This is a genomic window from Nocardia concava NBRC 100430 (assembly GCF_000308815.1).
Classification (GTDB): domain Bacteria; phylum Actinomycetota; class Actinomycetes; order Mycobacteriales; family Mycobacteriaceae; genus Nocardia; species Nocardia concava.
This window is the reverse complement of the sequence record NZ_BAFX01000075.1, coordinates 281,779-306,095: the sequence shown is the minus strand read 5'-3', so window position 1 is coordinate 306,095 and position 24,317 is coordinate 281,779. Positions and strand designations below refer to the sequence as shown.

The 24,317-nt window shown below is 68.5% G+C and carries 23 protein-coding genes; 14 read left to right on the top strand and 9 right to left on the bottom strand.

What is annotated here, in order from left to right:
• Nucleotides 1-160 precede the first annotated feature (160 nt).
• The 3 genes from ON43_RS17310 to ON43_RS17300 all read left to right on the top strand — a co-directional run bounded on the left by ON43_RS17310 (nt 161) and on the right by ON43_RS17300 (nt 4,126).
• Nucleotides 161-1,405, top strand: coding sequence for an LURP-one-related family protein (locus ON43_RS17310; protein ID WP_040808499.1), 1,245 nt, complete (start codon nt 161-163; stop codon nt 1,403-1,405).
• Between the two features lie 64 nt (nt 1,406-1,469).
• A complete protein-coding gene (locus ON43_RS17305) occupies nt 1,470-3,083 on the top strand; it encodes an FAD-dependent oxidoreductase (RefSeq protein ID WP_051178553.1) in 1,614 nt (537 codons plus the stop codon).
• Nucleotides 3,084-3,247: 164 nt separating this feature from the next.
• Nucleotides 3,248-4,126 (top strand): NAD(P)-dependent oxidoreductase, encoded by an 879-nt coding sequence (locus ON43_RS17300; protein WP_040808498.1) that lies wholly within the window; start codon nt 3,248-3,250, stop codon nt 4,124-4,126.
• A gap of 132 nt (nt 4,127-4,258) precedes the next feature.
• On the opposite strand, the gene ON43_RS17295 is transcribed toward ON43_RS17300, so the two are convergent.
• The 6 genes from ON43_RS17295 to ON43_RS17270 form a co-directional block, all read right to left on the bottom strand.
• Nucleotides 4,259-5,482 (bottom strand): hypothetical protein, encoded by a 1,224-nt coding sequence (locus ON43_RS17295; RefSeq protein ID WP_051178552.1) that lies wholly within the window; start codon nt 5,480-5,482, stop codon nt 4,259-4,261.
• 5 nt (nt 5,483-5,487) lie between these two features.
• Nucleotides 5,488-5,709 carry a hypothetical protein gene (locus ON43_RS17290; RefSeq protein WP_157514082.1) on the bottom strand — a complete coding sequence of 74 codons (222 nt, stop codon included), beginning with the start codon at nt 5,707-5,709 and terminating at the stop codon, nt 5,488-5,490.
• Between the two features lie 108 nt (nt 5,710-5,817).
• Entirely contained in the window at nt 5,818-8,184 is a 2,367-nt protein-coding gene (locus ON43_RS17285) for a GMC family oxidoreductase N-terminal domain-containing protein (RefSeq protein ID WP_051178551.1), read from the bottom strand.
• A 13-nt stretch (nt 8,185-8,197) separates the two neighbouring features.
• A complete protein-coding gene (locus ON43_RS44860; RefSeq protein WP_040808495.1) occupies nt 8,198-9,226 on the bottom strand; it encodes a hypothetical protein in 1,029 nt (342 codons plus the stop codon).
• A gap of 15 nt (nt 9,227-9,241) precedes the next feature.
• Entirely contained in the window at nt 9,242-10,807 is a 1,566-nt protein-coding gene (locus tag ON43_RS17275; protein ID WP_051178550.1) for an aldehyde dehydrogenase family protein, read from the bottom strand.
• A gap of 265 nt (nt 10,808-11,072) precedes the next feature.
• Nucleotides 11,073-11,798, bottom strand: a complete 726-nt coding sequence (locus tag ON43_RS17270; RefSeq protein ID WP_051178549.1) for a FadR/GntR family transcriptional regulator — start codon at nt 11,796-11,798, stop codon at nt 11,073-11,075.
• A gap of 532 nt (nt 11,799-12,330) precedes the next feature.
• Between ON43_RS17270 and ON43_RS17265 the strand changes: the two genes are divergently transcribed.
• Nucleotides 12,331-13,461 (top strand): glycosyltransferase, encoded by a 1,131-nt coding sequence (locus tag ON43_RS17265; RefSeq protein ID WP_040808493.1) that lies wholly within the window; start codon nt 12,331-12,333, stop codon nt 13,459-13,461.
• A gap of 94 nt (nt 13,462-13,555) precedes the next feature.
• On the opposite strand, the gene ON43_RS17260 is transcribed toward ON43_RS17265, so the two are convergent.
• A complete protein-coding gene (locus ON43_RS17260; protein ID WP_040808491.1) occupies nt 13,556-14,671 on the bottom strand; it encodes a hypothetical protein in 1,116 nt (371 codons plus the stop codon).
• 248 nt (nt 14,672-14,919) lie between these two features.
• On the opposite strand from ON43_RS17260, the gene ON43_RS17255 reads away from it, so the two are divergent.
• The 5 genes from ON43_RS17255 (at nt 14,920) to ald (ending at nt 18,383) form a co-directional block, all read left to right on the top strand.
• Nucleotides 14,920-16,119, top strand: coding sequence for an inorganic phosphate transporter (locus ON43_RS17255; protein ID WP_040808489.1), 1,200 nt, complete (start codon nt 14,920-14,922; stop codon nt 16,117-16,119).
• Between the two features lie 12 nt (nt 16,120-16,131).
• Nucleotides 16,132-16,425 carry a hypothetical protein gene (locus tag ON43_RS17250; protein ID WP_040808487.1) on the top strand — a complete coding sequence of 98 codons (294 nt, stop codon included), beginning with the start codon at nt 16,132-16,134 and terminating at the stop codon, nt 16,423-16,425.
• A 3-nt stretch (nt 16,426-16,428) separates the two neighbouring features.
• Nucleotides 16,429-16,731, top strand: coding sequence for a DUF3349 domain-containing protein (locus ON43_RS46235; protein WP_040808484.1), 303 nt, complete (start codon nt 16,429-16,431; stop codon nt 16,729-16,731).
• A 33-nt stretch (nt 16,732-16,764) separates the two neighbouring features.
• Nucleotides 16,765-17,076 carry a DUF3349 domain-containing protein gene (locus tag ON43_RS46230; RefSeq protein ID WP_040808482.1) on the top strand — a complete coding sequence of 104 codons (312 nt, stop codon included), beginning with the start codon at nt 16,765-16,767 and terminating at the stop codon, nt 17,074-17,076.
• 200 nt (nt 17,077-17,276) lie between these two features.
• Nucleotides 17,277-18,383, top strand: coding sequence for an alanine dehydrogenase (gene ald, locus ON43_RS17235; RefSeq protein ID WP_040808481.1), 1,107 nt, complete (start codon nt 17,277-17,279; stop codon nt 18,381-18,383).
• Nucleotide 18,384: 1 nt separating this feature from the next.
• Here ald and ON43_RS17230 read toward each other — a convergent pair whose 3' ends face one another.
• Entirely contained in the window at nt 18,385-18,891 is a 507-nt protein-coding gene (locus ON43_RS17230) for an Lrp/AsnC family transcriptional regulator (protein WP_040808479.1), read from the bottom strand.
• A 458-nt stretch (nt 18,892-19,349) separates the two neighbouring features.
• Between ON43_RS17230 and ON43_RS44855 the strand changes: the two genes are divergently transcribed.
• The 5 genes from ON43_RS44855 (at nt 19,350) to ON43_RS17205 (ending at nt 22,611) form a co-directional block, all read left to right on the top strand.
• Nucleotides 19,350-19,661, top strand: coding sequence for a hypothetical protein (locus ON43_RS44855; protein ID WP_157514081.1), 312 nt, complete (start codon nt 19,350-19,352; stop codon nt 19,659-19,661).
• Nucleotides 19,662-19,690: 29 nt separating this feature from the next.
• Complete coding sequence (locus ON43_RS17220; protein WP_306304972.1) at nt 19,691-20,797, top strand: EamA family transporter; 1,107 nt, start codon at nt 19,691-19,693, stop codon at nt 20,795-20,797.
• 61 nt (nt 20,798-20,858) lie between these two features.
• On the top strand, nt 20,859-21,521 hold the full coding sequence (locus ON43_RS17215; protein WP_040808472.1) for an HAD-IA family hydrolase: 663 nt from the start codon (nt 20,859-20,861) through the stop codon (nt 21,519-21,521).
• Nucleotides 21,522-21,668: 147 nt separating this feature from the next.
• A complete protein-coding gene (locus ON43_RS17210) occupies nt 21,669-22,151 on the top strand; it encodes a hypothetical protein (protein ID WP_174416471.1) in 483 nt (160 codons plus the stop codon).
• The gene (locus ON43_RS17205) at nt 22,144-22,611 is read left to right on the top strand and encodes a hypothetical protein (protein WP_040808469.1); all 468 of its coding nucleotides are present in this window, start codon (nt 22,144-22,146) and stop codon (nt 22,609-22,611) included. Before ON43_RS17210 ends, ON43_RS17205 begins: the two co-directional genes overlap by 8 nt.
• Nucleotides 22,612-22,694: 83 nt before the next feature.
• Here ON43_RS17205 and ON43_RS17200 read toward each other — a convergent pair whose 3' ends face one another.
• Entirely contained in the window at nt 22,695-24,122 is a 1,428-nt protein-coding gene (locus ON43_RS17200; RefSeq protein WP_040808468.1) for an amino acid permease, read from the bottom strand.
• Between the last annotated feature and the right edge of the window lie 195 nt (nt 24,123-24,317).

Sequence of the window (24,317 nt, the reverse complement as noted above, 5' to 3'; positions counted from 1 at the left end):
TCCGTGGCAAACCGCGAATTCGACTGTGGCGGACATGTATTCCCCGTTTCCCCGGGTGACCTGAATCCGGCCTCCCGATGTCGACCGCCCATCATAGAGGCGAGCACCGGGCGAAAAGTGCAAAAAGTGCAGAGTCCCTGTACACCGTTAGGATGCGCCCATGAGTCAACCCGCGGGGTGGTACCCCGAGCGTCCCGGATCCCCAGTGCTCCGCTGGTGGGACGGCAGCCAATGGACCAATCACACTCAGCCCCAACAGCAACCCGCGCAGGCGCCCCAGCAACCGGATCGGTCGCAGTCCGATCCGTTCGCCCAGCAGGCACGGCCGCAGCAGCACCCGCAGACCGGCGGACAGGCTTTCGTCCCGCAGACCGGTGGGCAGCCGAACGCCCAACAGTCTCGGACCGGCGCGCAGCCCTACGCCCAGCAGCCGCAGACGGGCGGGCAAGCCTTCGCCCAGCAGGCGCAGACCGGCGGGCAGCCCTTCGCCCAGCAGTCGCAGCCGCATCAGCTTCAGCAGCACAACCCGCAGGCCCCGCATCAGTTCGGGCAGCTGCCGCCCAAGCCGCAAGGTCAAGCGCCACAACAGCAGTTCGCCCAGCAGCAGTACGGTCAGCAGCCCTACGGTCAAGCGCCGCAGCAGAACTACGGTCAGCAGCCCGGTCAGCCCTACGGTCAGCAGCAGTTCGCTCCGCGCAATGAGTCCACCCCCTGGGAACTCGAGATCGGCAGCGCCAACAACCCGGCCGACATCCAGCGCCAGGTCCAGCAGCAGGCGGGCGTCGCCCCCGCGCAGGCCGGCGGCGGCACCGTCTTCACCGAACCCGTGCTGGTGGTGAACCAGAAGGTCAAGTTGATCGAAATGGTCAACGAGTACAGCGTCTTCGACCAGCACGGCCGCCAGATCGGCGCGGTCGCCGAGGTCGGCCAGTCGGCGCTGAAGAAGGCAGTCCGGTTCCTGTCCAGCTATGACCAGTTCATGACCCACAAACTGGAGATCCGCGACGCGCACGGCCAGTGCCTCATGCGAATCACCCGCCCCGCCAAGGTCTTCAAGTCCAAGTTCCTGCTCGAGCAGGGCAATGGCGCGCCGATCGGTGAGATCATCCAGGAGAACATGATCGGCAAGATCAACTTCGCCTTCATGGTCAACGGCCAGCAAATCGGCGGCATCCGGGCCGAGAACTGGCGGGCCTGGAACTTCGCCATCCACGATCACACCGGTCAGGAGGTCGCCCGCATCACCAAGACGTGGGAGGGCCTGCTCAAGACCATGTTCACCACCGCCGACAACTACGTCGTGCAGATCCACCGCCAGCTCCCGCAACCGCTGCTGTCCATGGTGGTGGCGTCGGGTCTGGCCATCGACACCGCCCTCAAGCAGGACCAGCGCGGCTGGAACTGACCACGCAAGCGGCGTGCAAGCCGACGCAAGCGCCCGGCAATCGGCCACCACCACTGTGGGTCCCATGAACGAGACACGAGATGTGGTGGTGGTCGGAGCCGGACCGGTCGGGCTCATGCTGGCATGCGAGCTGCGCCTGGCGGGAGTGGACGTCCTCGTGGTCGAGCGGCTGGCCGCACCGGATATGACCATCAAGGCGGGCGGCATCAACACCCCCGTCGCCCAGGCCCTGGACCGGCGCGGGCTCGAACCGGACCTGCGCGCCGCCCACGAGGCCGCGATGGCCCGCATCACCGGATTGTTCGCGAGGCCGAAAGCCCCCGCCGAGCCCCAGGCACCGCAGTCGCCCACCGACCCAGCGGCTCCCGCAGCGCCGAACACTCCCACCGACCCCGCGACTCCCGCAGCGCCGCAACCTCCCGCGCCCGCGATGCGCCCCCGCGCGGGCGGGCACTTCGCCGGAATCATGCTCTACGCGGACCGCATCGACACCGAGGACCCGGCCTTCGCCGATCTGGGCCCGGCCGCCGAATCCCGCTTCGTCGACCAGCAGGCCCTCGAGGCGATGCTGGGCCGCCGCGCCGCCGAACTCGGCGTGCCCGTGCGCCGCGGCATCGAGGTGACCGGTTTCGCCGACGACGGCGTGGGCGTCGACGTCGACTGCGGTGACCACCGCATCCGCACCAGCTGGCTGGTCGGCTGCGACGGCGGCCGCAGCACCGTGCGCCGCCTGGCCGGATTCGAATTCCCCGGCCTGGACCCCGAAATCACCGGCCGCCAGGCCCTGGTCGAGATGACCGGCGCCGAGAACGTGCCGCTGGGCTGGCAGACCACCCCGACGGGCATCTTCGTCAACGGCCCCCAGCCCGGCCGCATCCTCACCGTCGAACTCGACGGCCCGCCCGCCGACCGCGTCAGCCCCGTCACCGCCGAAGAGCTCGAGGACAGCTTCGAACGCGTCACCGGCGTGAAAGTGTCCATCTCCAAGGTGATTTCGGCGACCCGCTTCACCGACAACACCCGCCAGGTCCCCGACTACCGCAAGGGCCGGGTCCTGCTCGCGGGCGATGCCGCCCACGTGCACTCCCCCTTCGGCGGCCAGGGCCTGAACCTCGGCATCGGCGACGCGGTCAACCTCGGCTGGAAGCTCGCCGCCGTCATCCGCGGCCGGTCCCCGGAGTCGTTGCTGGACACCTATTCTCGCGAACGCCACCCGGTCGGCGAATGGGTCCTGGACTGGACGCGCGCGCAGGTCGCGCTCATGCGCACCGATCCGCGCAGCCGCGCCCTGCGCACGGTCGTCACCGAACTGCTCGACACCCGCGACGGGGCCACCCAGGTGGCCAAGCGGATCTCCGGCGTCCTGCAACGCTATGACCTGGGCAGCGACGATCCGCTCGTCGGCAAGGCCACCCCCGATTTCGAGCTGGCCGACGGCACCCGCCTGGCCGAGCATTTCGCTTCGGGCAAGGGCGTTCTGCTCGACCTCACCGACTCCCCCGAGCTACGCGCCGCCGCGTCCGCCTGGTCGGACCGCCTCGAGGTGGTGACCACCAAACCGGCCCAGCCCCGCGAGCCACTGTCGCTGCTGATCCGCCCCGACGGCATCGTCGCCTGGACCTCGGCCACTCCCCACGGCCTCGACGCGGCCCTCACCCGCTGGTTCGGCGCCGCCTGATTCCTGCGAATTTTTCGCCCTTTCGCCGCGGCTGGAGCTGGAGACAAACCTCGAAGTAAGTCCCTGAGCAGGAAGTACGTACTTGTGGGCCGCTTTCGATCCCGGCAATCTCGACCTCAGCGCGCGCCGGAACAGTCGGAAACGATCGAAGGAGTTGTCCCCCAATGACGAACACTCAGCACAGCCCGGTGACCGTGCTCGGACTCGGCGCCATGGGCAAGGCGCTGGTGCAGGCATTTCTGAAGGGCGGGGTGGCGACCACGGTCTGGAACCGGACGCCGGGCAAGGACGGCGAACTGGTTGCGGCCGGGGCGGTTTCGGCGGCCACCGTCGGCGAGGCGGTGCGCGGCGGTGGGCTGGTCGTCGCCGTGCTGCTCGACCACGCCTCGGTGCACGAGACCCTCGACCCGATCGCGGCCGAGCTGCGCGGCAAGCAGCTGTTGAACCTGACCAGCACCTCCCCGGAGCAGTCGCGGGAGCTGGCGGGCTGGGCCGCGCGGCACGGCATCGAATTCCTCGACGGCGGCATCATGGCGGTCCCGTCCATGATCGGCGCCGATGGCTCGAGCATCCTCTACAGCGGCTCGCAGACCATCTTCGACACCCACCGCCCGACCCTCGAATTGCTGGGCTCCGCCGAGTTCTTCGGCACCGACGCGGGCCTGGCCGCCCTCACCGATTTCGCGCTGCTGACGGCCATGTACTCGATGTTCGGCGGCTTCTTCCAGGGCACCGCACTGGTCGGATCGGCGGGCGTGTCCGCCTCGGAGTTCGCCCCGCGCGCGGCGGCCTACATGATCGCGATGTCGCAAATGCTGCCCGCCTACGCCCGTGTCATCGACAGCGGCGACTACACCGGCGACGTCTTCCAGGATCTGGTGTTCACCAAGAGCGGTCTCGACGCCCTGCGCCAAGCTGCAGTCGATGCCGGAATCAGCAGCGAACCGCTGTCGGGCATCGCGTCTCTGGTGGATCGTCAGGTCGCCGAGGGACACGGCGCGGCCGCCTTCGAACGCAGTGTCGCGGCGCTGCGCAAGCACTGACCGCTGGACTGGACGCGCACAGCAAGCCCACGCGGTTCCGACCGCCTCGGCCCCCGCCATCGACAATGGCGGGGGCCGAGGGCTTTCCGGCCGCGTTCGACATCGCGGCTCCGATTGCCGCGCGCGACAGTGTTATTGCGTGAGCTGCAACGTTGCGGTCAGTGTCGCCAACGCCTCGCCCAATCCGAGATCGGCGATCCGCCGCTCGATCTCGCTGCGCTCGAGCACCGGCAGTGCCGACCACAGCTCCCCGATCCGCGACTGCGCGTCGGGTTCGGCGGTGGCCAGCACTTTCAACAGCGGCGGCCACAGATGCGCGGTGCTCACCAGCGCCGGCAACTGGGTCAGGGTCGCGGTGTCGAAATGCGAAATCGCCCCGCCGATTCGGCGCGAGATGCCCGCATCGGTGCGCTCGGCCAGTTCCAGCAGGCCGCGCCAGACCGCCGCCTCGGTGCTGCCGTCCAGGGCGCCCGCGATCGCGTCGATCGATTCGGGTTCGGCGATGACCGGGTTCGCCGCCAGCTGATCCAGCGCCGCCGGGCTCAACTGCCCTACGAAGCGCAGCGTCTCGGGCACCGCGTCGTCGGCGAGGAACGCCGAGATCAGATCGCCGATCTCGTCGGCGGTCCCGGTGTCGAACAGGATGTCGCCGATCGCCACGATCACATCGGCATCGCAGCGCGCGAACACCGACAGCGCCGCGAGCCGCAACTCCTTGGACCCCTGCACGATCGTGCGCACCAGCTTCGGAATCCGTTTGGTTTCACCGGCGAGCAGATGCCGGATGATGACACTGATGTTCTCCCCGGAATAGGAGTAGGACGCCGAGCGGATCAGCCCCTCGTCATCGTGCACATCCGTCTCGACCGCACGCACCAATTCCGGTGTCGCATAAGCCAGGAACGGCCCGGCGGTGATGTAGTCCCCGCGCCCCAGCAACTCGTTGATGATCGCCATGACGGGTTTGACCGGCGCGATATCGGCCAGCTGCCCCACCGCGTGCGGATCCATGTAGGGCGCGGCCTCGGCGGCATACCCGGGCTGGAGCATGGTCACCGCCTCGGCCGCCTTCTTGGGATGATCCACCCCGATCGCGCCCGCCGCCCGCCCGGCCATCACCGGCGGCACCATCTTCTGCACCAGCGGCAGCGAGATGGACAACGGAATGATCGGCACCAGCAGCGACAGCCGCGAGAAGATCGCATTGTGTTCGGCGAACATCACTTTCGCCATGCGCTCCTGCAGTTCGTGCAGATTCGCCGCGCCCAGCTTCTCGAGGTGCGCCAGCCGCTCCTCGGGCACGTGCAGCGTCCGGGACAGCAGCGTGATCTGCGCCCGGGTCACCAGGTCGGTCATCTCCCCTACCCGAGCTTGTTGCCGAACATGATCTTCTTCGCCGCCGTGCGCAACGGCCACGGCAGCGCGCCGACGGTCTTGTCGACCGCCTCCACCATGGCGGTGTTCTCGGTGCGGCGCGCCTGCTGGAAGATGCCCAGCAGGTCGGCGGTCTCGGCTTCGGTGAGCAGGTCCAGGGCGCTCAGTGGCCCACCCAATTCCCGTTCCAGTTCGGCTCTGGCACCCACTGATTCGTCCCCATTCTCCGGAATGATCCGGATCACCCCTTATGTCCGTCCATCAATCTCTATCAAGATCGGTGGTGGTGCGCCAGCCCACGAGAAGACAAAGAAGCGTCAATTGAGGTCGGCTGCAATCAGATCGGCTGCGCGCAGGGCGAAGGCCATGATGGTGACCTGCGGGTTGACCCCCAGCGAGGTCGGGACCACCGAACCGTCGGCGACATAGAGCCCTGACGTGCCGAAGACCCGATGGTCGAAGCCGACCACCGCCTCGCGGGCATCGCGGCCCATGCGGGCGGTGCCCAGCGGATGCGGGCCCATCATGCGGAACTGCCGGGGGCTCAGGCGAACCTCGGCGATCGTGCGGGCCTGATCGAGGGTGCGGATCGGCGGGGTGCCCGCGATCGGCAGCGCGACCGCCTCCGCACCGCCACGCAGGAACAGCTCGGCCAGCCCGGCGCAGGCGTGCTGCAGGGCGGCCTGCACGCGCGGGGTCAGGTCGTAGCGGATCAGCGTGCGACCGCCCGGCCCGTGATGGACGCTGCCGCAACCGGTGTCGCGCACCATCGCGCCGAACTGCTCGGTGTGGGTCCAGCGGTTCATCCACTCGGTCAGGCGCGCGCCGTGGAAGGGCAGGACGCCGGCGGCGAATTGCGGTGGGATGGTGACGCCTTCGAAGGTCACCAGCTCATCGCCCAGGCCCTCGACCTGATAGCCCTGCGGGATGCCGGTCCACGGCGACCCGGGCTCGGCCATCAGGGCGACCGCGCCCAGCGACGGATGCACCGACAGGTTGCGGCCCAGTGCGGGCAGGCTGATCCCGTTGCGGCGCAACAGCAACGGCGTCATGAGCGTCCCGGTCGCGACCACCACCGCGCGCGAGCGGATCTCGACGGTGCGCGGTGCGCCGTGTTCGTCCTGCCCCTCTGCCAGCACCCCGCCGGCGTGGCTGCCCGACATCAGGATCCGGTTGACGCTCAGACCGGTGTAGAGCTGCGCGCCACCCTTCAGCGCGCGCGGCACCCAGCTGACATTGCTGCTGCGTTTGGCCTCGGTCGGGCAGCCGTACACGCATTGACCCTGACCGTCGCAGCCGACGGCATTGCGCGGCAGCGGCCCGTGCGCGGCGCCCATCGCGTCCGCGCCCGCGCCGATGATGTCGGCGACGCGGCCCAGATACCGGGGATCGGCGGCGGTGATGCCCAATTCGGCGGCGACCTCGTCCAGATACGGGGTGAACGCCTCGGGGGTGAAATCGCCGGGAAAGCCCAGCTCGAGCCATTCGCGCAGCACCGCGTCCGGTGTGCGGAAGGCGGTGCCGGAGTTGATGGCGGTGGTGCCGCCGACCAGCCGCCCGGTGCTCACACCCAGTACCGAGTTGCCGAGCGCCAGGTTGTATCCGCCGTCGCGCCAATACTTCTGGGTGCGGTCCCCCAGCGCGCCGCGGAATTCCGTGCGGCCCGCGTACTCGCCCTCCTCGACCATCACCACGCCCAGGCCCTGCTCGGTGAGCCGGGCCGCGACCGCCGCACCGCCCGCGCCGGTGCCGATCACCACCACATCGCAGTCGACGAGCTCGCGGGGCGAGAGTTCGCCCGCGGTGGTGACATTGGCCATCCAGCCCGGACGCTGCTCGCGGACGGGCGCGTCGTAGCGGGGCGCGCCGATCGCGTCCAGGTACCAGCGGTCACTGAAATGTGCAATCCGCAACGGGGTTTCGATCGCGTCGACGGCATGACGCAGCGTCTTGCCGCGGCGGGCGTCCTCGACCAGCGCCTGACGCTGCGTGATCGGCAGTGCCGCCGCGCGTTTGCCGTGCTTGGCGCGCGCCGCCGCGTCCAGACCGCGCAGCGCCGTGCGCAAACCCGACTGCATCAGCGGGGTCATATTGCCGATGTAGGCGTCCAGGCGGGCGAGGGTGGCCGCGTCGACCGGTGGCACCGACCCGCCCGGCTCGATGAGCACCTCCGCCAGCGCGGCCAGGGTCTCGAGCTGTCCCGGGGTGAACACTCCTTCGGGCCGGGTGCCGTCGGGCAGGTCCGAGCGCAGCGACACCCACGGCTGGAACGAGCGCAGGAAACTCGGATAGTCGTTGGCGAAGAACTGCATTCGGCCCTGCGCGACCTGCTCGCCCTCACGGAAGAGCGTGGTGTCGAGATTGGTGAGGCTGGCGTGCGCGCGCCGCAACCAGCGCACATCCTTGCGCCCGCTCAGCCGCCAGTCGCGGCCCTCGTCGTCGCGGAAGTCGAGTTCGTAGCTCATCAGCCGCTTGGTCACCGGCAACGCGACCAGGGTGCCCAGCACTGCGGCGCCGTCCACCCACGGCAACGCGCGAATGGTCCCGGTGATGCGGGCGCGGCCATTGGTGACGAACCCGCGCGCATGCCCGGACTCGCAGCGCAGATCCATCGCCACATGATGGGCGTGCCCGTCGGCGTCGTAGAGCTCGCCGCGCATGGTCTCGAAGAAGGTCAAAGGCATATCGGCAGCTCTCTCACACGATCGGGGACGACACGGCCGCGACCGGTTGCGGGACAAGGAATTCCAGCGCCCCACCGTGCGGGCTACGCAACTCGAAGGCATTGCCGGCGATCGGGGCGACATGCACCGACACCGCGGCGGTCTTGGAATTGAGGCAGTAACTCGTGGCGCGGGCCGGATTGCGGTAGGCCAGGCACACCATCTGCTCGGGGTCGGCGTGGGTGCGCAATTCCGCTGTGCCGTGGCGGCCTCGCATGCGCAGGGTCCAGGACGGGAAATCCAGATGCGGGCGTTGGCGCCACAGGTCCAGCACGCGGTCGAAGCGGAACTCCTCGTCGCCGCGGCGGAGGACCAGCATGGAGATCAACGGCGAGGTGCGGCCGGCCAGGCGGGTGCGAGCCGAGGCGGCCTCCATCACCGCGAAGGGCCGCCCGCCGCGGGCGTCGGTGAAAACGGCCTGGCCCCAGGCGTATCCGGGGCTGTGCTCGCGGCCCCAGTTGTGGCCCTGCATGCCGTGCCAGCCAGTCAGATCCCAGCGTTCGCCCGCCCAGTCGAGGTGACCGGTGCAGGTGAGGACCGGGAACGGGGTGACGAGTTTGTTGCTCGGGACCGCGGTATCGAGCAACCGGTCGGTCGGAAGCAACGACATCGGCTCACCCAAGCCCGCGATCTTCGAGAAGCTCAGATCCCAGGAGATGGTCTGCACGGCATCCGATAGCTTGCCGCCGGTGGTGCCGCCGTGCCCCGTCAGCAGCATCGTGAGCGGGCCCACGCTGATGTCCTGGCCCACCGCGTGCGCCTCGAATCGCGCAGCCTCCAAAGGAATGTCGAGGCACCAGGCGTGGGTGCGTTGCCCGTCGAACACGCTGCACCAGGCCTGGGCCAGGGCGGTGCCGTCGGCGGCGGTGAGCACGGTCGCCTTGATCCACACCGCGCGTGGCGAGTGCGGGTCGTTGGCGCGCACGAACCAGGATTCGACATGATCGCCGCCCGGACGCAGGCGCGGGGAGTTGTAGGCGATGGCTGTCATGGTGTCGTTCACCGGAATTCGCGCCTTTCAGAGTTTCGGCTGACGGCTGAGCATGCCCAGCAGGGACTGACCGGCCCGCCCGTAACCGCGCAACCGGGCGGTGGAATGCGGCGCGGCCAGGCTCGACGCGAGTGCGCGCATGGCGTCCTCGAGTCCCGCGCCGTAGGGGAACCACCACGGCCGCTTCGGCCCGAACGCCGGTCCGCGCGGCAGATCCAGCACCTGCACCCAGCTCGCGTCCAGCAGTGCGTCGACCCCGTGCGAGCGACCGAATCCCGACAGCCCGACCCCGCCCCAGGGCAGCTCCGGCGTCGAATACATGGTCGCCGCAACGTCATTGATCGATACCGCGCCCGCCCGCAGCCGCCCGGCCAGCGCCCGCGCGCGAGCCACATCGCCGGAGAAGACGCTGGCGGTCAGGCCGTACTCGGTCGCATTGTGCAGCGCGACCGCCTCGTCATCGGTGCCGAACCGGGCCACCGCGACCACGGGCCCGAACGTCTCCTCCCGCCACACGGCACTCGTCGTGACCGCGTCACCGCTGACCAGCGCTGGCGCGATATGCCGCCCCCGCACCGACTCTCCGCCCTCGACCCGGATCCCCTCGGCGCGCGCCGCCTCCAGATGCCGCTCCCACACCTGCAACTGTCGCTCGTCGATGGCAGGTGCGAGATCGCGGCCGATATCGATGCGCCGCAACTTGTCCGCCAACCGCACCAGAAACGCGTCGTGCAACGACTGGTGCACCAGCACCCGCTCCACCGAGCAACACGCCTGCCCACCATTGAATGTGGCCCCCCACGCCACCGCCGAAGTCGCGAACTCCAAGTCCGCGTCCTCCAACACGACCGCCGCATCGATCCCACCCAACTCCAACCCCACCGGAATCGGATACCGCGCCGCTGCGGCCATCACCTTCCTGCCCGTAGCCACCGACCCGGTGAACAACACCTTGTCCGGCCGAGCCTCGATCAACTCCGCCCCGACCGTCCCGTCCCCAACCGCCAACTGCAACAACCCCTCCGGCAGCCCCGCTGAAATCACATCGACCAGCACCTCCGCCACCTTCGGCGTCAGCTCGGAAGGCTTGAGCACCACCGCATTCCCGGCAATCAACGCGGGCAACACCTGACTGAACGGAATCAAGAACGGCAAGTTCCACGGTGCGATAGCCACCACCACCCCATAAGGCCGATGCGTCCGCACCCCCTTCCGATACGGCGCCGTCGCCGACGAAATCCGACTCGCCCCCAACGTCTCGACCGCCGACTCGAGGTGATGCTTCGCCAACGCGATCGCCGGAACCACCTCATGCGCCAACGCCTCCGCCCGAGGCTTCCCGTTCTCCCCGACAATCACCTCCGCAATCCGCTCGAGCTCCCCACTCAGCCGCTGCGGCAACTCCCCCAAAACCCGCACCCGCTCATCAACGCTCAGCGCACCCCACCCCGCCTGCGTCACCCGCGCCCGGCCCACCAACTCCGCCGCCGACGGCACCTTCACCGCCCCGCCCGCCGATAGCCCGCCGGTCGCCCCGGATGTCTCCTCCGGATCCGGATTCCCTTCGCGTTGCGATTGCAGAAGGTGCGTCATGCGCAAACCACCTCGTCGACGACAGCAATGATCTTGGCCAGATGGCCAAGTGGTCAGACCAATATAGCGAGCCGACGCCAGAGGGCAAGACGTGAATTCACGAATCAGCAGGTCGATCGTGGACGAAGGCCGGAGAACGCCGTCAGGCTTCGCCTACCGGCCTAGCTGCGCCCGGCTCGGCTCGGGCCGACCTGCCAGCCCTCGAACGCTCGGGGTCTACGTGCGAGCCCTCGGGACTAGCTGTGAGCCTTCGGACGCTCGGCGTCTAGCTGCGAGGGTTCGAGTGCTGGCCCATGACGGTCTCGAACTCTCCGGCGGCGATGCTCAGCAGTGCATCGGCGATGGTTCGCGCTTCGGGGGCGTCTCCGCCGACCACCGCGGCGGCGAGGGCGCGGTAGCGGGCGGCGCTGCCGACCTCGGCGGCCATCAGACTGGCGAGGGCCTCGACGGCGGGTTCGTAGACCGCGCGCAGGTCGTTGTAGAGCAAGCGGTAGACGATGGAATCCGCGCCATCGACGAGGTGGTCCCAGAAGGTGACCGCCAGGAGCTGCTGGGCGACGGGATCACGTTCGGCTGCAAGGGATTCCACGATCGGGTCGAGTTGCGCTGCGAGGCTGTCCGCGGCGCGCTCGGCCGCGAGTCCCGCTACTTCGCGCCCCAGTGCGCGCCGGGTCTCCAGGATCGACCGCACCACCGCGTAATCCAACTCCCCCTGCCGAATCAGCAACCGCGGCAACATCTCCAGCCCCGCATGCCGCCGAAAATCCCGCACCGTCGTCGACCCACCCTGCCGCACCTCGACCAGCCCGGTATGCGCCAACCGCTGCAACGCCTCCCGCACCGTAGGCCGAGACACCCCCAACGTCTCCGCCAGCGCCCGCTCGGCCGGCAGCGCCGCCCCCGGCGCCAACTCCCCGTCCAGCACCTCCCCCACCAGCTGCTCGAACACGCTGTCCGGCACCGTCCGCCGATCGATCCGCTTGAACGCCATGCCCCGAACGCTAAATCCCGCTGGTCAACAGGTCAAGCGGCCAGACCAGTTCGCGCCCCCTCATCCACCGCCCGAATCCTGCCCGGGACGCCCACCGTCGGCTCGACCCCACACCGCCGCGCAGCCCAAGCGCGTCGCAGCCCGCGTCCTCACTCCACGGTCGGCAAGGCGTACGCACCAGCGCGCAACATACGCGTCGTGCCGCCGCCGAACACCACCCCGTGTCGCGTGGTCCAGCTGGCGGAATCCACGGCCAGGGATCTCCGGACCAAGATCAGGGAGCTCGCAGGGTCGAGTTCGGGGGCATTTTGCGCACTGAGAGCTCCCTGATCTTGATTCGCCGGGTGTGGGGCTGGGCAATGCCGGGAGATGGGCTGGCACTGTGGGGAGGTGCGTGGTTCCGGGTGCGGGGTTCGGATGGGTGGGCGCGGGGTGATGACCACGGGTGGTTCGCCGGGTCTTTCGCGGGTGTTCATGCGGTGTTGGGGCCGGGGGTGCCGTCGGGAGATTCGCGCACTGCACGATCGGCCGCGTGCGCATCGTTCAGCTGGCGAATTTCTACGGTCCGCGCTCGGGCGGGTTGCGTACCGCGCTGCATCATCTCGGCGAGGGGTATGTGGCCGCCGGGCACGAGGTGGTGCTGATCGTGCCGGGGCCGCGGCGGGCGGAAGAGGTGTTGGGGAGCGGGGTGCTGCGGATTACGGTGCCCGCGCCGGAGATTCCGTGGACAGGGGGTTATCGGGCGGCTGATCCGCGGCGGGTCGCCGATACGCTGGCGGGGCTGCGGCCGGATGTGCTGGAGGTGTCGGATCGGTTGACGCTGCGCGGTTTCGGGCGGTGGGCGCGCCGCCGCGACATCGCGGGGGTGATGATCTCCCACGAGCGCCTGGACCGGCTGCTCGGCCAGGTGCTGCCGGGACCGATGGCCCGCCGCGCCGCCGACGCCGCCAACCGGCGCACCGCGGAGAACTACGACATCGTCGTGTGCACCACGCAATTCGCGCGCGAGGAGTTCCAGCGCATCGACGTCGAGAACGTCGAACTGGTCCCCCTCGGCGTCGACCTGGACATGTTCCGCCCCGACCGCCACGACCGCCGCCTGCGCACCGACCTCGGCGCCGACGACTACCCGCTGCTGGTCCACTGCGGCCGCCTCTCGGTCGAGAAGCGCGTCGACCGCAGCATCGCCGCCGTGAGCGCCCTGCGCCGCCGCGGCCTCGACACCCGCCTGGTCGTCGCCGGTGACGGCCCGCGCCGCGACTCTCTCGAACGCCAGGCCCGCCTGATCCCCGCCCTCCCCGACGGCCGCCCCACCGTCCACTTCGCCGGATTCATCAGCGACAGACCCTCTTTGGCCACCCTGCTCGCCACCGCCGACGTCTCCCTGGCCCCCGGCCCCCACGAAACCTTCGGTCTCGCCGCCCTGGAAGCCCTGGCCGCAGGCACCCCCGTGGTAGCCAGCCGCTCCTCCGCCCTCGCCGACATAGTCACCGCCGAAGCCGGCGCGGTAGCCGCCGACCACCCCCGCGCCTTCGCCGAAGCCGTCACCGACGTCCTGGCCCGCCCCCTCGTCGAACGCCGCCAAGCCGCCCGCCACCGCGCCGAGCAATTCACCTGGCCCGCAGCCGTTTCCGGCATGCTAGGCCTCCTCGGCGCGCCCTAGCCCGCCGCACTTCACCGAGCGGCACATCCTGGAGGGCAATTGCCCGAATTCTCCCTGATCCTGCCTCCAGGATGTGTCACTCGGCGAACGAGAATCAGTCGCGGGTGGGGTCGGGGTGCCAGGGGATGTAGTCGCGGCCGGCGGCCTGGGCGGCGGACTTCGAGGAGTTCAGCTGGTAGGGGGTGATGCCGCCGGGCTGCCAGGGACCCGCCGAGCCCGCGGCGATGGCGGAATCGGCCTTGGGAACGAGGCCGATTTCGTTGCGCACCACGGTGATCGGACGGTCGGCCAGGGTGAACCAATCCAGGTCCAGGAAGTCGTGGCTGCCCTGGGTGAGGGCGCCGCGACGCATGGCGTCACCGAGGCGCTGGGCCATGCCCGCGGTGCTGAGGTGCCCCGCGTCGGCTTCGAACAGGCCCGCACCGGCGCGCAGATAGCCGGTTTCGAAGAGGGAGATGACCATTGCCAGCAGGCTGAACGCGCGCGGATCATCGTTGGCGCGGGCCATGAACGCGAACACCTCGATCTCGTTCTCGAGGGTGGTGCCATACCCGGCGAGCACGTGCACCCAATCGTGCTGGGCCAGTAGCGGCGGCGCGGAACCGGCGAGGCCGGGGGTGACGAAGCCGCGGTCGCGGTAGAAGTCGGCGACACCGCGTCCCAGGGTGCCGACCGGCAGATCCCACAGCTCGGCCCACCGTCCGGCGAGCACCGGATCGTCGCTGACCGCGCTCCAGGAGCTGTCGAGCCCCTCGGTGTGCAGCGCGTCCAGTCGCAGCGCATCCGTATTGCCCAGATAGCCGTTGCGCGAGAAGTCGACCGCCGCCAGATCCACCGCGCCCTCGGCATACAGTCGCGCCACCGCGATCATGTCGTCGTCCACCTCCAGCGCATCGGCGAACTCCCGCAGCCGATCCCCCACCTCGGCGGGCAGCGGCCGCACCACCAATGCCGCCAGCAGCATGGTCTGCACGATCCGCTCCCGGAAGATCCGATTGCGCCGCGCCATCCCGTCGGCGAATTCCGCCGCCCCGATCGGCCGCACCTCGGCCAACTCCACCGGATGCCCGGTCATCGACAGGAACATCGCCGGAATCAGCAACTCCTGCAACGGCGTCAGTCCCGCGGCCCCGGCGGCCGCACTCACCACGCCCCGCGCCAGAAACCGCACCTCGGCGGCATCCGGCGGCGTGAGCAGCACCTCTTCCATCTCCTACAGCCTCCCGAAGCTCAGGACCGCAACGGCCCGCCCCATTGTCGCCACGAAAACGCCCCGCCGCCTGTTCATTTCACTGACGGCGTAGTTCGGTGGCCGGGCGTGCGCAATGATGTCGGGTCGCTGTGGACAGGCGAGCGTCGGCTACCCCGGGATAACGGTCCGGGTTGGCCACCTGAATATCGGGTGAACAGCCGACCGCGGGCATTGGGAACGTGGTAACGCGTTGTGACACTTGAGGCGTGAGCGCCGAGCTACTCGTTCTCTTGATCGTGATCATCACCGCGTTGGCCTTCGATTTCACCAACGGTTTCCATGACACGGCGAATGCGATGGCCACCTCCATCGCGACCGGTGCGCTGTCTCCACGGGTGGCGGTGGCCCTGTCGGCCCTGTTGAACCTGGTGGGGGCGTTCCTGTCGGTGGAGGTGGCCAAGACGGTCTCGGGTGGGCTGCTGAATATCGGCGGCGTGCACCATATGGCCTTGCTGCACATAGTTTTCGCGGGTCTGGTGGGTGGAATTCTGTGGAATCTGCTCACCTGGCTGTTCGGAATTCCGTCGAGCTCCTCCCATGCCCTCTTCGGCGGACTGATCGGCGCCGCGGTGGCCGCGCTCGGCGCGAGCGGAGTGATCTGGACCGGGGATCAGAAGACCGGCCTGATCAACAAGATCATCGTCCCGGCGCTGCTGGCCCCCTTCGTGGCCGCGCTGGTCGCCGGGCTGGGCACCTACGCCGTCTACCGCCTGACCCGCAGCTCGCGAAAAGACAAGGTGAGCACCGGATTCCGCTGGGGCCAGATCGGTTCGGCGTCGCTGGTCTCACTCGCCCACGGCACCAATGACGCACAGAAGACGATGGGCGTCATCTTCATGGCCCTGGTCGCGCACGGCACCTACACCGGCTCCGACGACATCCCCCTGTGGGTCAAGGTCTGCTGCGCCCTGGCCATCGCGCTGGGCACCTATCTGGGCGGTTGGCGCATCATCCGCACCCTGGGCAAGGGCCTGGTCGAGATCGACTCCCCGCAGGGCTTCGCCGCCGAAACCTCTTCCGCGGCCATCATTCTCACCTCGGCCCAGTTCGGTCTGCCGCTGTCGACGACCCAGACGGCCACCGGCTCGATCCTGGGCACCGGCCTGGGCAAGCCGGGTGCGGAAGTCCGCTGGGGTGTCATGGGCCGCATGGCCGTCGCCTGGATCCTGACCCTGCCGCTGGCCGGTCTGGTGGGCGCGTTCTGCTGGTGGCTGGCCGATCTGGCCAGTGGATTGGCGGGCGTGCTGCTGGTCGCGGTCCTGCTGATCGCCGCGTCGGGCGCCATGTTCCTGCGCTCGCGGCGCAATCCGGTCGACACCCACAATGTCAACGACGAATGGCAGGGTGGTCTCGCCCCGACACCCCAGCCTCCGGCACGCCGGCCGCGTGAGACGACCACGGTCTAGAGGAGCATTCGCATGCACACCTTCACCGCCATCGCCAAGTCGCTGGGCGAGGTCACCCTGATCGCATTGACGCTGGGCATCGGTGTCCCCGTGGTCGTGGCGACCGGAATCCGCTTCTGGGCACTGGAACCCGCGACCGATGGACCGCGCTCCTCCGGCCGTCAGACTCTCGCCGCCGCGATCGCCTACGCGTGTTTCGCCGCCGCACTGCTCGTGGTCGTCGCCGGAATCCTCTATATCGCCAAGGATTTCATCAGTCACACTTTCGACATCCAGTTGTTCGGCGCGAAACCACCGAAGAAGTGAGTCATGACGACCAATCGCTCGATTCTCGCCGCGGTCCTGACCTGGCTGCGCGCCGGTTACCCGCACGGGGTCCCGCGGGAAGACTATGTGGCGCTGTTCGCGGTCCTGCACCGCAAACTCACCGACCGGGAAGTCGACGAGGTGATCCAGCAATTGCTGGCCTCCGACGGAGTTCTCGATCGCGCCGCCATCGAAACCGCCATCCGGCGACTGGCCCACGAGAAGCCGGGCGCGGATGACGTGAACCGGGTCGCGGCCCGGCTCGCCGCCGGGGGCTGGCCGCTGGCCCACCCCTCCGAGGCGTGAAAACCGTTCCACCGTCACAGAACCCGGGTACCGATGGCGCTGTCCGAGCTGCTGAGCAGGATTATCGGCTGGCTGCGCGCGGGCTACCCGCAGGGTGTTCCCGACACCGACTACCTGCCGCTGCTGGCGGTGCTGGCGCGGCGGCTGTCGGAGGAGCAGGTGCGGCAGGTGGCCGAGGAGTTGATGTTGCTCGGCGCGCTGCCCGTCGACCGCGCCGATGTCGGGGTGATCATCACCAGGCTCACCGACGAGATGCCGCGCGAGACCGATCTGGAGCGGGTCCGTAAACACCTGCGTGCGGGCGGCTGGCCGATCGACGAGGGCTGGCCCGAGGCACCGGAGTAAGAGCCGTGAACAGCGGGTCCGAGAGTCCGAATATCCTTCGATGTGACCCACCTCTCAGCCAGCTATTTCGCATGTTCGGATAGATCCTTAATCAATTAGAGAATCTTCTTCAGCCATCTGGATCTGATCTCGCACAATCTTCATACTCTCTCCCGGGCGGCGATCCCGCCCCGACCAGTCGAACCAACCGAGGAGTGGGCATGAAGATCGGAATCCCCCGCGAGGTGAAGAACCACGAATACCGGGTGGCCTGCACCCCCGCCGGCGTCCACGAATTCGTGGCCCGCGGGCACGAGGTCTACGTCGAGACCGGTGCGGGCGTCGGCTCCACCTTCGAGGACGACGCCTACCGCTTCGCCGGCGCCCGCGTCCTCGACACCGCCGACGAGGTCTGGGAGACCGCCGATCTGGTGCTCAAGGTGAAAGAGCCTGTCGCCGAGGAATATTCGCGCCTGCGCGCCGATCAGGTGCTGTTCACCTACCTGCACCTGGCCGCCTCCAAGGACTGCACCGACGCGCTGCTGTCCTCGGGCATCACCTCGATCGCCTACGAAACCGTCACCGCCGCGGACGGTTCCCTGCCGCTACTGGCCCCCATGAGCGAGGTCGCGGGCCGCCTGGCCCCGCAGGCCGGCGCCTACCACCTGATGCGCAGCGGCGGCGGCCGCGGCGTGCTGATGGGCGGGGTCCCCGGTGTCCGCCCGGCGCGCGTGGTCGTGATCGGCGCGGGCGTGGCCGGGCGCAATGCCATCGCCGTCGCGCACGGCATGCACGCCGACGTCACCGTGCTGGACCTGAACATCGCCCGCCTGCGCGAGATCGACGACCTCTACCACGGCCAGGTGCGCACCATCATGTCCAACCGGCTCGAGGTGGAGAACCTGGTCCGCGAGGCCGACCTGGTCATCGGTGCGGTCCTCGTCCCCGGCGCCAAGGCTCCCACCCTGGTCTCCAACGAGCTTGTCGCCCAGATGAAGTCGGGTTCGGTGCTGGTCGATATCGCCATCGACCAGGGCGGCTGCTTCGCCGACTCGCACCCCACCACCCACGCCGACCCCACCTACCGCGTGCACGACTCGATCTTCTACTGCGTGGCCAACATGCCCGGCGCGGTGCCCCACACCTCGACGGTCGCGCTCACCAACGCCACCCTCCCCTACGCGCTCGCCCTCGCCGACCAGGGCTGGCGCGCCGCGGTCGCCGCCGACGCGGGCCTGGCCGCGGGCCTGAGCACCCACAAGGGCGAGCTGCTCTCGGAATCGGTTGCCGCGGCGCACGGTTACGCCGCGCACCCGCTGGTCGCCTGACTCAGGTCGTGCCGTGATGCCCCGGCCGGACGTGATCGAAGATCAGAATGGTCTCCGTCGATGCCACGGCCGGATGCGCACTCAGGTGCTCGAGCACGAACGTCCGTAACTCCCCGGAGTCCGCGGTCGCCACATGAATCAGGTAATCGTCAGCTCCGGCAATGAAATACACGTTCTCCACCTCCGGCAGCGCAGCCATCTGATCGCCGAACTCGGCCAGATGGCTGCGCGCCGACGCATGCACCCGCACCGCGATCATCGCCTGCAGATCCCGCCCCAGCGCCGAGGGATCGATATCGGCATGAAACCCCCGAATCACCCCCCGCTCCACCAACGCCCGCACCCGCCCCAAACACGTCGACGGCGCAATCCCCGCCGCCGCGGCCAGCGCATTGTTCGTCATCCGCCCATCCCGGGCCAACTCATCGAGCAGCAGCCGATCGATAGCGTCCAACGGCACACCCCGGCCCCCACCCGCCCCATTACCTCCCGAAGAAACCTTCTTCATAACCGAACAGTACAGAAGATCCTTCGCACCGCGGGCCGAGATCAACCGAATCTTCGTCGCCTCGGGTGGGTTCGGTGGCAGATGGTTCAGGCGGGGTCATCGGCGAGCAGGAGGTCGAGTTCTTCGGCGATTGCCTGACGGACAAGGTCGTGGTCAGGGCTGCGGGCGTATTCGGGGGCGGTCCAGCGATCGGGTGGGTAGCGCCAGACGGGGCCGGGGAGGAGGTCGGGGGGTTCCCAGGTGTAGCGGGGCCAGATGTGGGCGTGGACTCGGGGATAGGTGTTGCCGAGGATTTCGAGGTTGATGCGGCGGAAGGCGGGGTGCAGGCGCGTTCGACCGCCTCGCCGAGCAGGGCCATGTCGGTGAGGAAGGCTCGACGGATGAGGGCCGGGAGGTCGGAGAGGTGTTCCGCCGTGGGGCTTTCCGAGAGGAGCAGGCAGTAACCGGGGAGGAATTGGGTGTCGCCGAAGACGGCGAATCCTGATGTCATCCGCCGGATCACGGTGGGGTTCTCGCCGCGCAGTGCGCTCTCGATCGGGTCCATGGTCGTCGCTGTCCGATCGTCGACGGGGCAGGGCTGGAATGTCGTTCGGTTGGCCGGGTTCGCCACGGTACGCCGGATTCGAGAGCGCGAGTGTCGAATTCACCAGCTGCGTGAAGTTTTCGCCCAGCTCGGAGTGCTGTGGCGGCGTCGTGTAATCTCGTCGCGTGGGTACTTATTGGCACGCTGTCACGCCGCCGCCGGTCGCCTGATCGGGCGCATCGGCTGATTCTTGCTGGACGCTCCGGCTGATCTGTTGTGGCAGCCCGGGTTTCGTCGTGCGCCCGTTTCGATTCCTTCCCCCACCGGAATTCGACGACGGAGTTCACGACCGTGTCCCCTCGCACCTCTACCATTACCGCTGCACGCCCGCATACCGCCGGTTGGCGTGGCAGTGCCCCGATCCTCGCCGCCTCGGTGATGTGGGGCAGTACCGGCACCACCGCTTCCCTGGCACCGGCTGGAACGCCGGCCGCCGCTATCGGTTCAGCGGGACTCGCCCTCGGCGGGCTGTTGCTCTACGCCACCGGTCGCCGACATCGAGCGCGTCCTGCCACGCCCGGACGGCGTAATCGACTGCAGCCCAGCACCTCCGAACGTGGTGACAGGTTGCGTTCCACCTCCTCGGGTCGTAGTGACCGATTCCGTCGCTTCGCTTCGGAGCGCGGGCTGTTACTGCTGGGGGCTGTGGCTGTGGCTGGATATCCGGTCACGTTCTACCCTGCCGTCGCGCGGACCGGTGTTGCGGTGGCGACCGTCATCGCTCTCGGCAGTGCGCCGATATTCGCGGGTCTGCTGTCGTGGTCGACGGGTCGCGGCAGGCCCACGTCGCGGTGGTGTCTGGCCACGCTGTTGGCCGTGATCGGTTGTGCCTTACTGGTTGTCGGCCCCGAGCTCGGCGTGGTGGGAACTGCGATCGACCTGCTCGGTGTCCTGCTCGCCGCCTGCGGTGGGCTGGCCTACGCGGTGTATTCGCAGATCGGCGGCGCCCTGATCGGACGTGGTCACGCCTCGAACACGGTCATGGGCAACATGTTCGGGCTCGCGGCGGTCCTGGTGCTGCCCGTGGTCGTCGTCGCGGGTCCCGGCTGGCTGGCAACCCCGCGCGGCCTGGCCGTCGCCGTGCATCTGGCCGTGTTCACGACCTTCCTCGCCTATCGTCTCTTCGGCTACGGGCTGCGCCACACCACGGTCGAAACGGCCACCGCGCTGACTCTCGTCGAACCGGCCGTCGCCGCCCTGCTCGGCGTCACCGTCGTCGGGGAGCGCCTGCCCGTGCTGTCCTGGTCCGGCCTGGCGGTCCTCGCCCTGGGCCTGGTCATGCTGACCCGGCCGAGCAACACCGGAGCGACCTCGGCCACCTGAGCCACGCGAGGGGACCACGGGCACATTGCGCGCCCGCGGGATTTGTGGTTATAACCAGTACATGACGGTTGACGCCACGCTGATCGCTCGCGGACTACTGCTCGACATGGACGGCACGCTCGTGAACTCCGATGCGGTGGTGGAGGCACTGTGGCGGGGCTGGGCCGATGCGCACGGGCTCGCCGTCGAGGACGTGCTGGCGGTGGCGCACGGTCGCCAGGGCTGGGCGACGATGGCGGCATTGCTTCCGGATCGCCCCGAGGCGGTCAACCGCGAGGACAACGCGCGAATGCTGGAGCAGGAGAAGACGATCGTGGAGGGCGTCGTACCCGTCGCGGGTGCGGCGGCCTTCATGGCCGCGATTGCCGACCTGCCCCACGCCCTGGTCACCTCCGCCGACCACGCCCTCGCCGAAACCCGCATGGCCGCGGCCGCTCTCCCGATGCCCGGCCTCCGCATCACCGCCGAATCCGTCTCCGCCAGCAAGCCCGACCCCGAGGGCTTCCTGAAGGGCGCAGCCGAACTCGGCTTCCGCCCCGAGGACTGCCTGGTGTTCGAGGACTCGGACGCGGGCATCGCCGCCGCCAAATCCGCCGGTATGCGAGTGATCGGCGTGGGCCCCCGCGCCGCCTCCTTCACCCCCACCGCCCACGTCGACGACCTGACCCGGATCCGCGTCGAGGCACGCCTCGACGGCACGATCGCCATTCATGTGACGCACTGAGCCGCAGCCGAATTCGGTCCCCGAACTCCGGAACGGCCGACCGCTGATCCGCACAGGATCTCCACAATCGCTCCTCTGCGCCCGCAAATTCGACCGCTACGGTCATCGACGAGGCCGGTGACGATGGCCGATGCGGGAGGAGTATCCGTGACGCAGCGCTGGTCGGCGGCCCGGGAGATCCGGCGCAGGATCGCGATGGTCTTGGCGACTGCCGGGGTACTCGCCTGGGCCGGTGAGGCATTCGGCGCCTGGATGACCTCGATGGAATCGAAATTCGTCGGGCTCCCCTATCTCGGCTCGATGACCGCCGACGAGGTACTGCAGCTGGCGGCGCTCGCCTTCGCCTCGGCAGCCGCAATCCTGGCGGTGGGAGTAGTCCTGCTGGCCCGCCGGCAGCGAATGGGACGGGCGACTGTAATCACTGGCTGCACACTGGTTCTGCTGGGCCAGACTCTCGCCCTCACGCTGGCCGCGATACCCATCGACGCCTTCTACTACCAGCCGCCGCCCAGCCTGGCCTTCGACTGGCCGCTGATGATCTTCCCGCTCCTCACCATCCTGCTGTTGCTGGAAAGCACCGCGAACGCGGCGGCAAACGTGCCCGACGTACAGGAGACCGCACATGAGTGAGCAGCACGAGTCGCTGGACTCGGCAGGGGTCTGGCATGCGACGCGCGAACTGCGGCGCTGGACCGCCGTATGCCTGGCGGGGGCCGGATTCCTGGCGTGGGGCGTGGAAACGCTGAGAGTGCTTGCGAATTCGCTGTGGCTGAGGGACGCGAGCGACAACTACCTGGGTGACAGCGTCCAGCTCACCTTCGACCTGATGGCACTCTGGCTCGGCGTGCTGGCCCTGATTCTGGGTGGCGGTGTGTTCCTGCTGTTGTTCCGCCTGCGTGTGGGTCGCATGCTGGTGATCGCCGGATCGATGCTGGTGCTACTGGCGCAACTGCTGTCGACCACGGTCGTCTCGATCCCCACCGGCGCCTCCTACAAGGGCCTGCACCCCACCCTGCTCGAGTCCTGGCCGCTGATGATCTTCCCGCTGTTGACCATCGGCCTCCTGCTCGGAGCACCGCACGAGTACTGAAAAGAGTGCGCCCGTGGGGATTCCACGGGCGCACCGGACCGGGCGGCACCGGCGTCAGTGCGCCGCCCGGAGTCTGCGGGGGCTCAGGCGTTCTCGGCCCGCACCGGGGTACCCAGCTTCGAGTGGAAGCGGGAGTAGCCGAAGTAGATGATCAGGCCGACCACCAGCCAGGCGGCGAAGCGAACCCAGGTTTCCCAGGGCAGCGACCAGATCAGGTAGATGGAGAAGCCGATGCCGACGATCGGGACCACCGGCATCAGCGGCAGCCGGAATTCGCGGGGCTCGTCGGGCCGGGTGTAGCGCAGCACGACGACGGAGATGCTGACCACGATGAAGGCCATCAGGATGCCGATATTGGTCAGTTCCGCAACGACATTGATCTTCAGGAAGCCCGCCAGGATGGCCGAGCCGACACCCACGATCCAGGTCACCCGAGTCGGGACCTTGCGGGTCGGGTGGGTCTTGGCGAACCACTCCGGCAGCAGCCCGTCACGGCTCATGGCGTACCAGACGCGGGTCACGCCGAGCATGAAGGTGAGCACCACGGTGATGATGCCGACGATCGCGCCGACGGCGATGATGTTGGCGACGCTGCCCATCCCGGCGGATTTGAACGCGGTGGAGAAGCCACTGGTGGGGCTGATGTCGGTGTACTTCTGCATGCCGGTCAGCACCAGGCAGGCCAGTACGTACAGCACCATGGCGATGGCGAGTGAGTAGATGATCGCCTTGGGCAGATGCTTTTTCGCCTCGGTGGACTCCTCGGCCGCGGTACTCATGGCGTCATACCCGAACACCGCGAAGAACACCGTCGCCGCACCCGTCCACACCGCGCCGGTCCCGAACGGGAAGTAGGGGTGATAGTTCGCGCTGTCGATCTTGAACACGCCGAGCACGATGATCAGCAGCACGATTGCCACCTTGATCCCCACCGCGATCGTCTCGAACCGCCCCACGCTCTTGATTCCGCGCGAGAGCACCCACGCGCTGCCCAGGCAGAACAGGATCGCGAACACGTCCACCACATGCCCGTCGCCGGTGCCCGAAGCCCCGAGCATCCAGTGCGGCAACGTGATTCCGATCTGATCCAGCAGGAAGTTGAAGTATCCGGAGACGCCGATCGCGACCACCGCCGCCACCGCCACGTACTCGAGCAGCAGATCCCAGCCGATGAACCACCCGGCCAGCTCCCCCAGCGAGACATATCCGTAGGTGTAGGCCGATCCCGCCTTGGGCACCATGCCGGCGAACTCCGCGTAGCACAGCGCCGCGCACGCGCTGGCCACACCGGCGATGAGGAACGAGATGAGAACCGAAGGCCCCGTGGTGGTGTGGGCCACCGACCCGGCCAGGGCGAAGATGCCCGCACCGATGATGCCGCCCACGCCGATGGCCGTCAGCTGCCACAGCCCCAGGTGTTTGGACAACCGCTCGTCGGCGGGCGTGTCGTCCTCCACGTCCGTGATCGGTTTGCGGCGCAAGATCTGTCCGCGCAACTCCGCAATCGACATGCGGGATCCTTTCGTCCGCTGCGCCCGCTCCGATGCAGTAACGCAGGTCACACTCGAGCCAGAACAGCTAATCGGACCATGCCGGACGCTGTGATCGGGCGATTGGTTAAATAAAGTTCAAAATCATTGGCTGATCGGCCAAAGTCCCCGGTTTCGGCGAGGCGCCGCGTGTCGTGCACCGACACACCGCCCGGT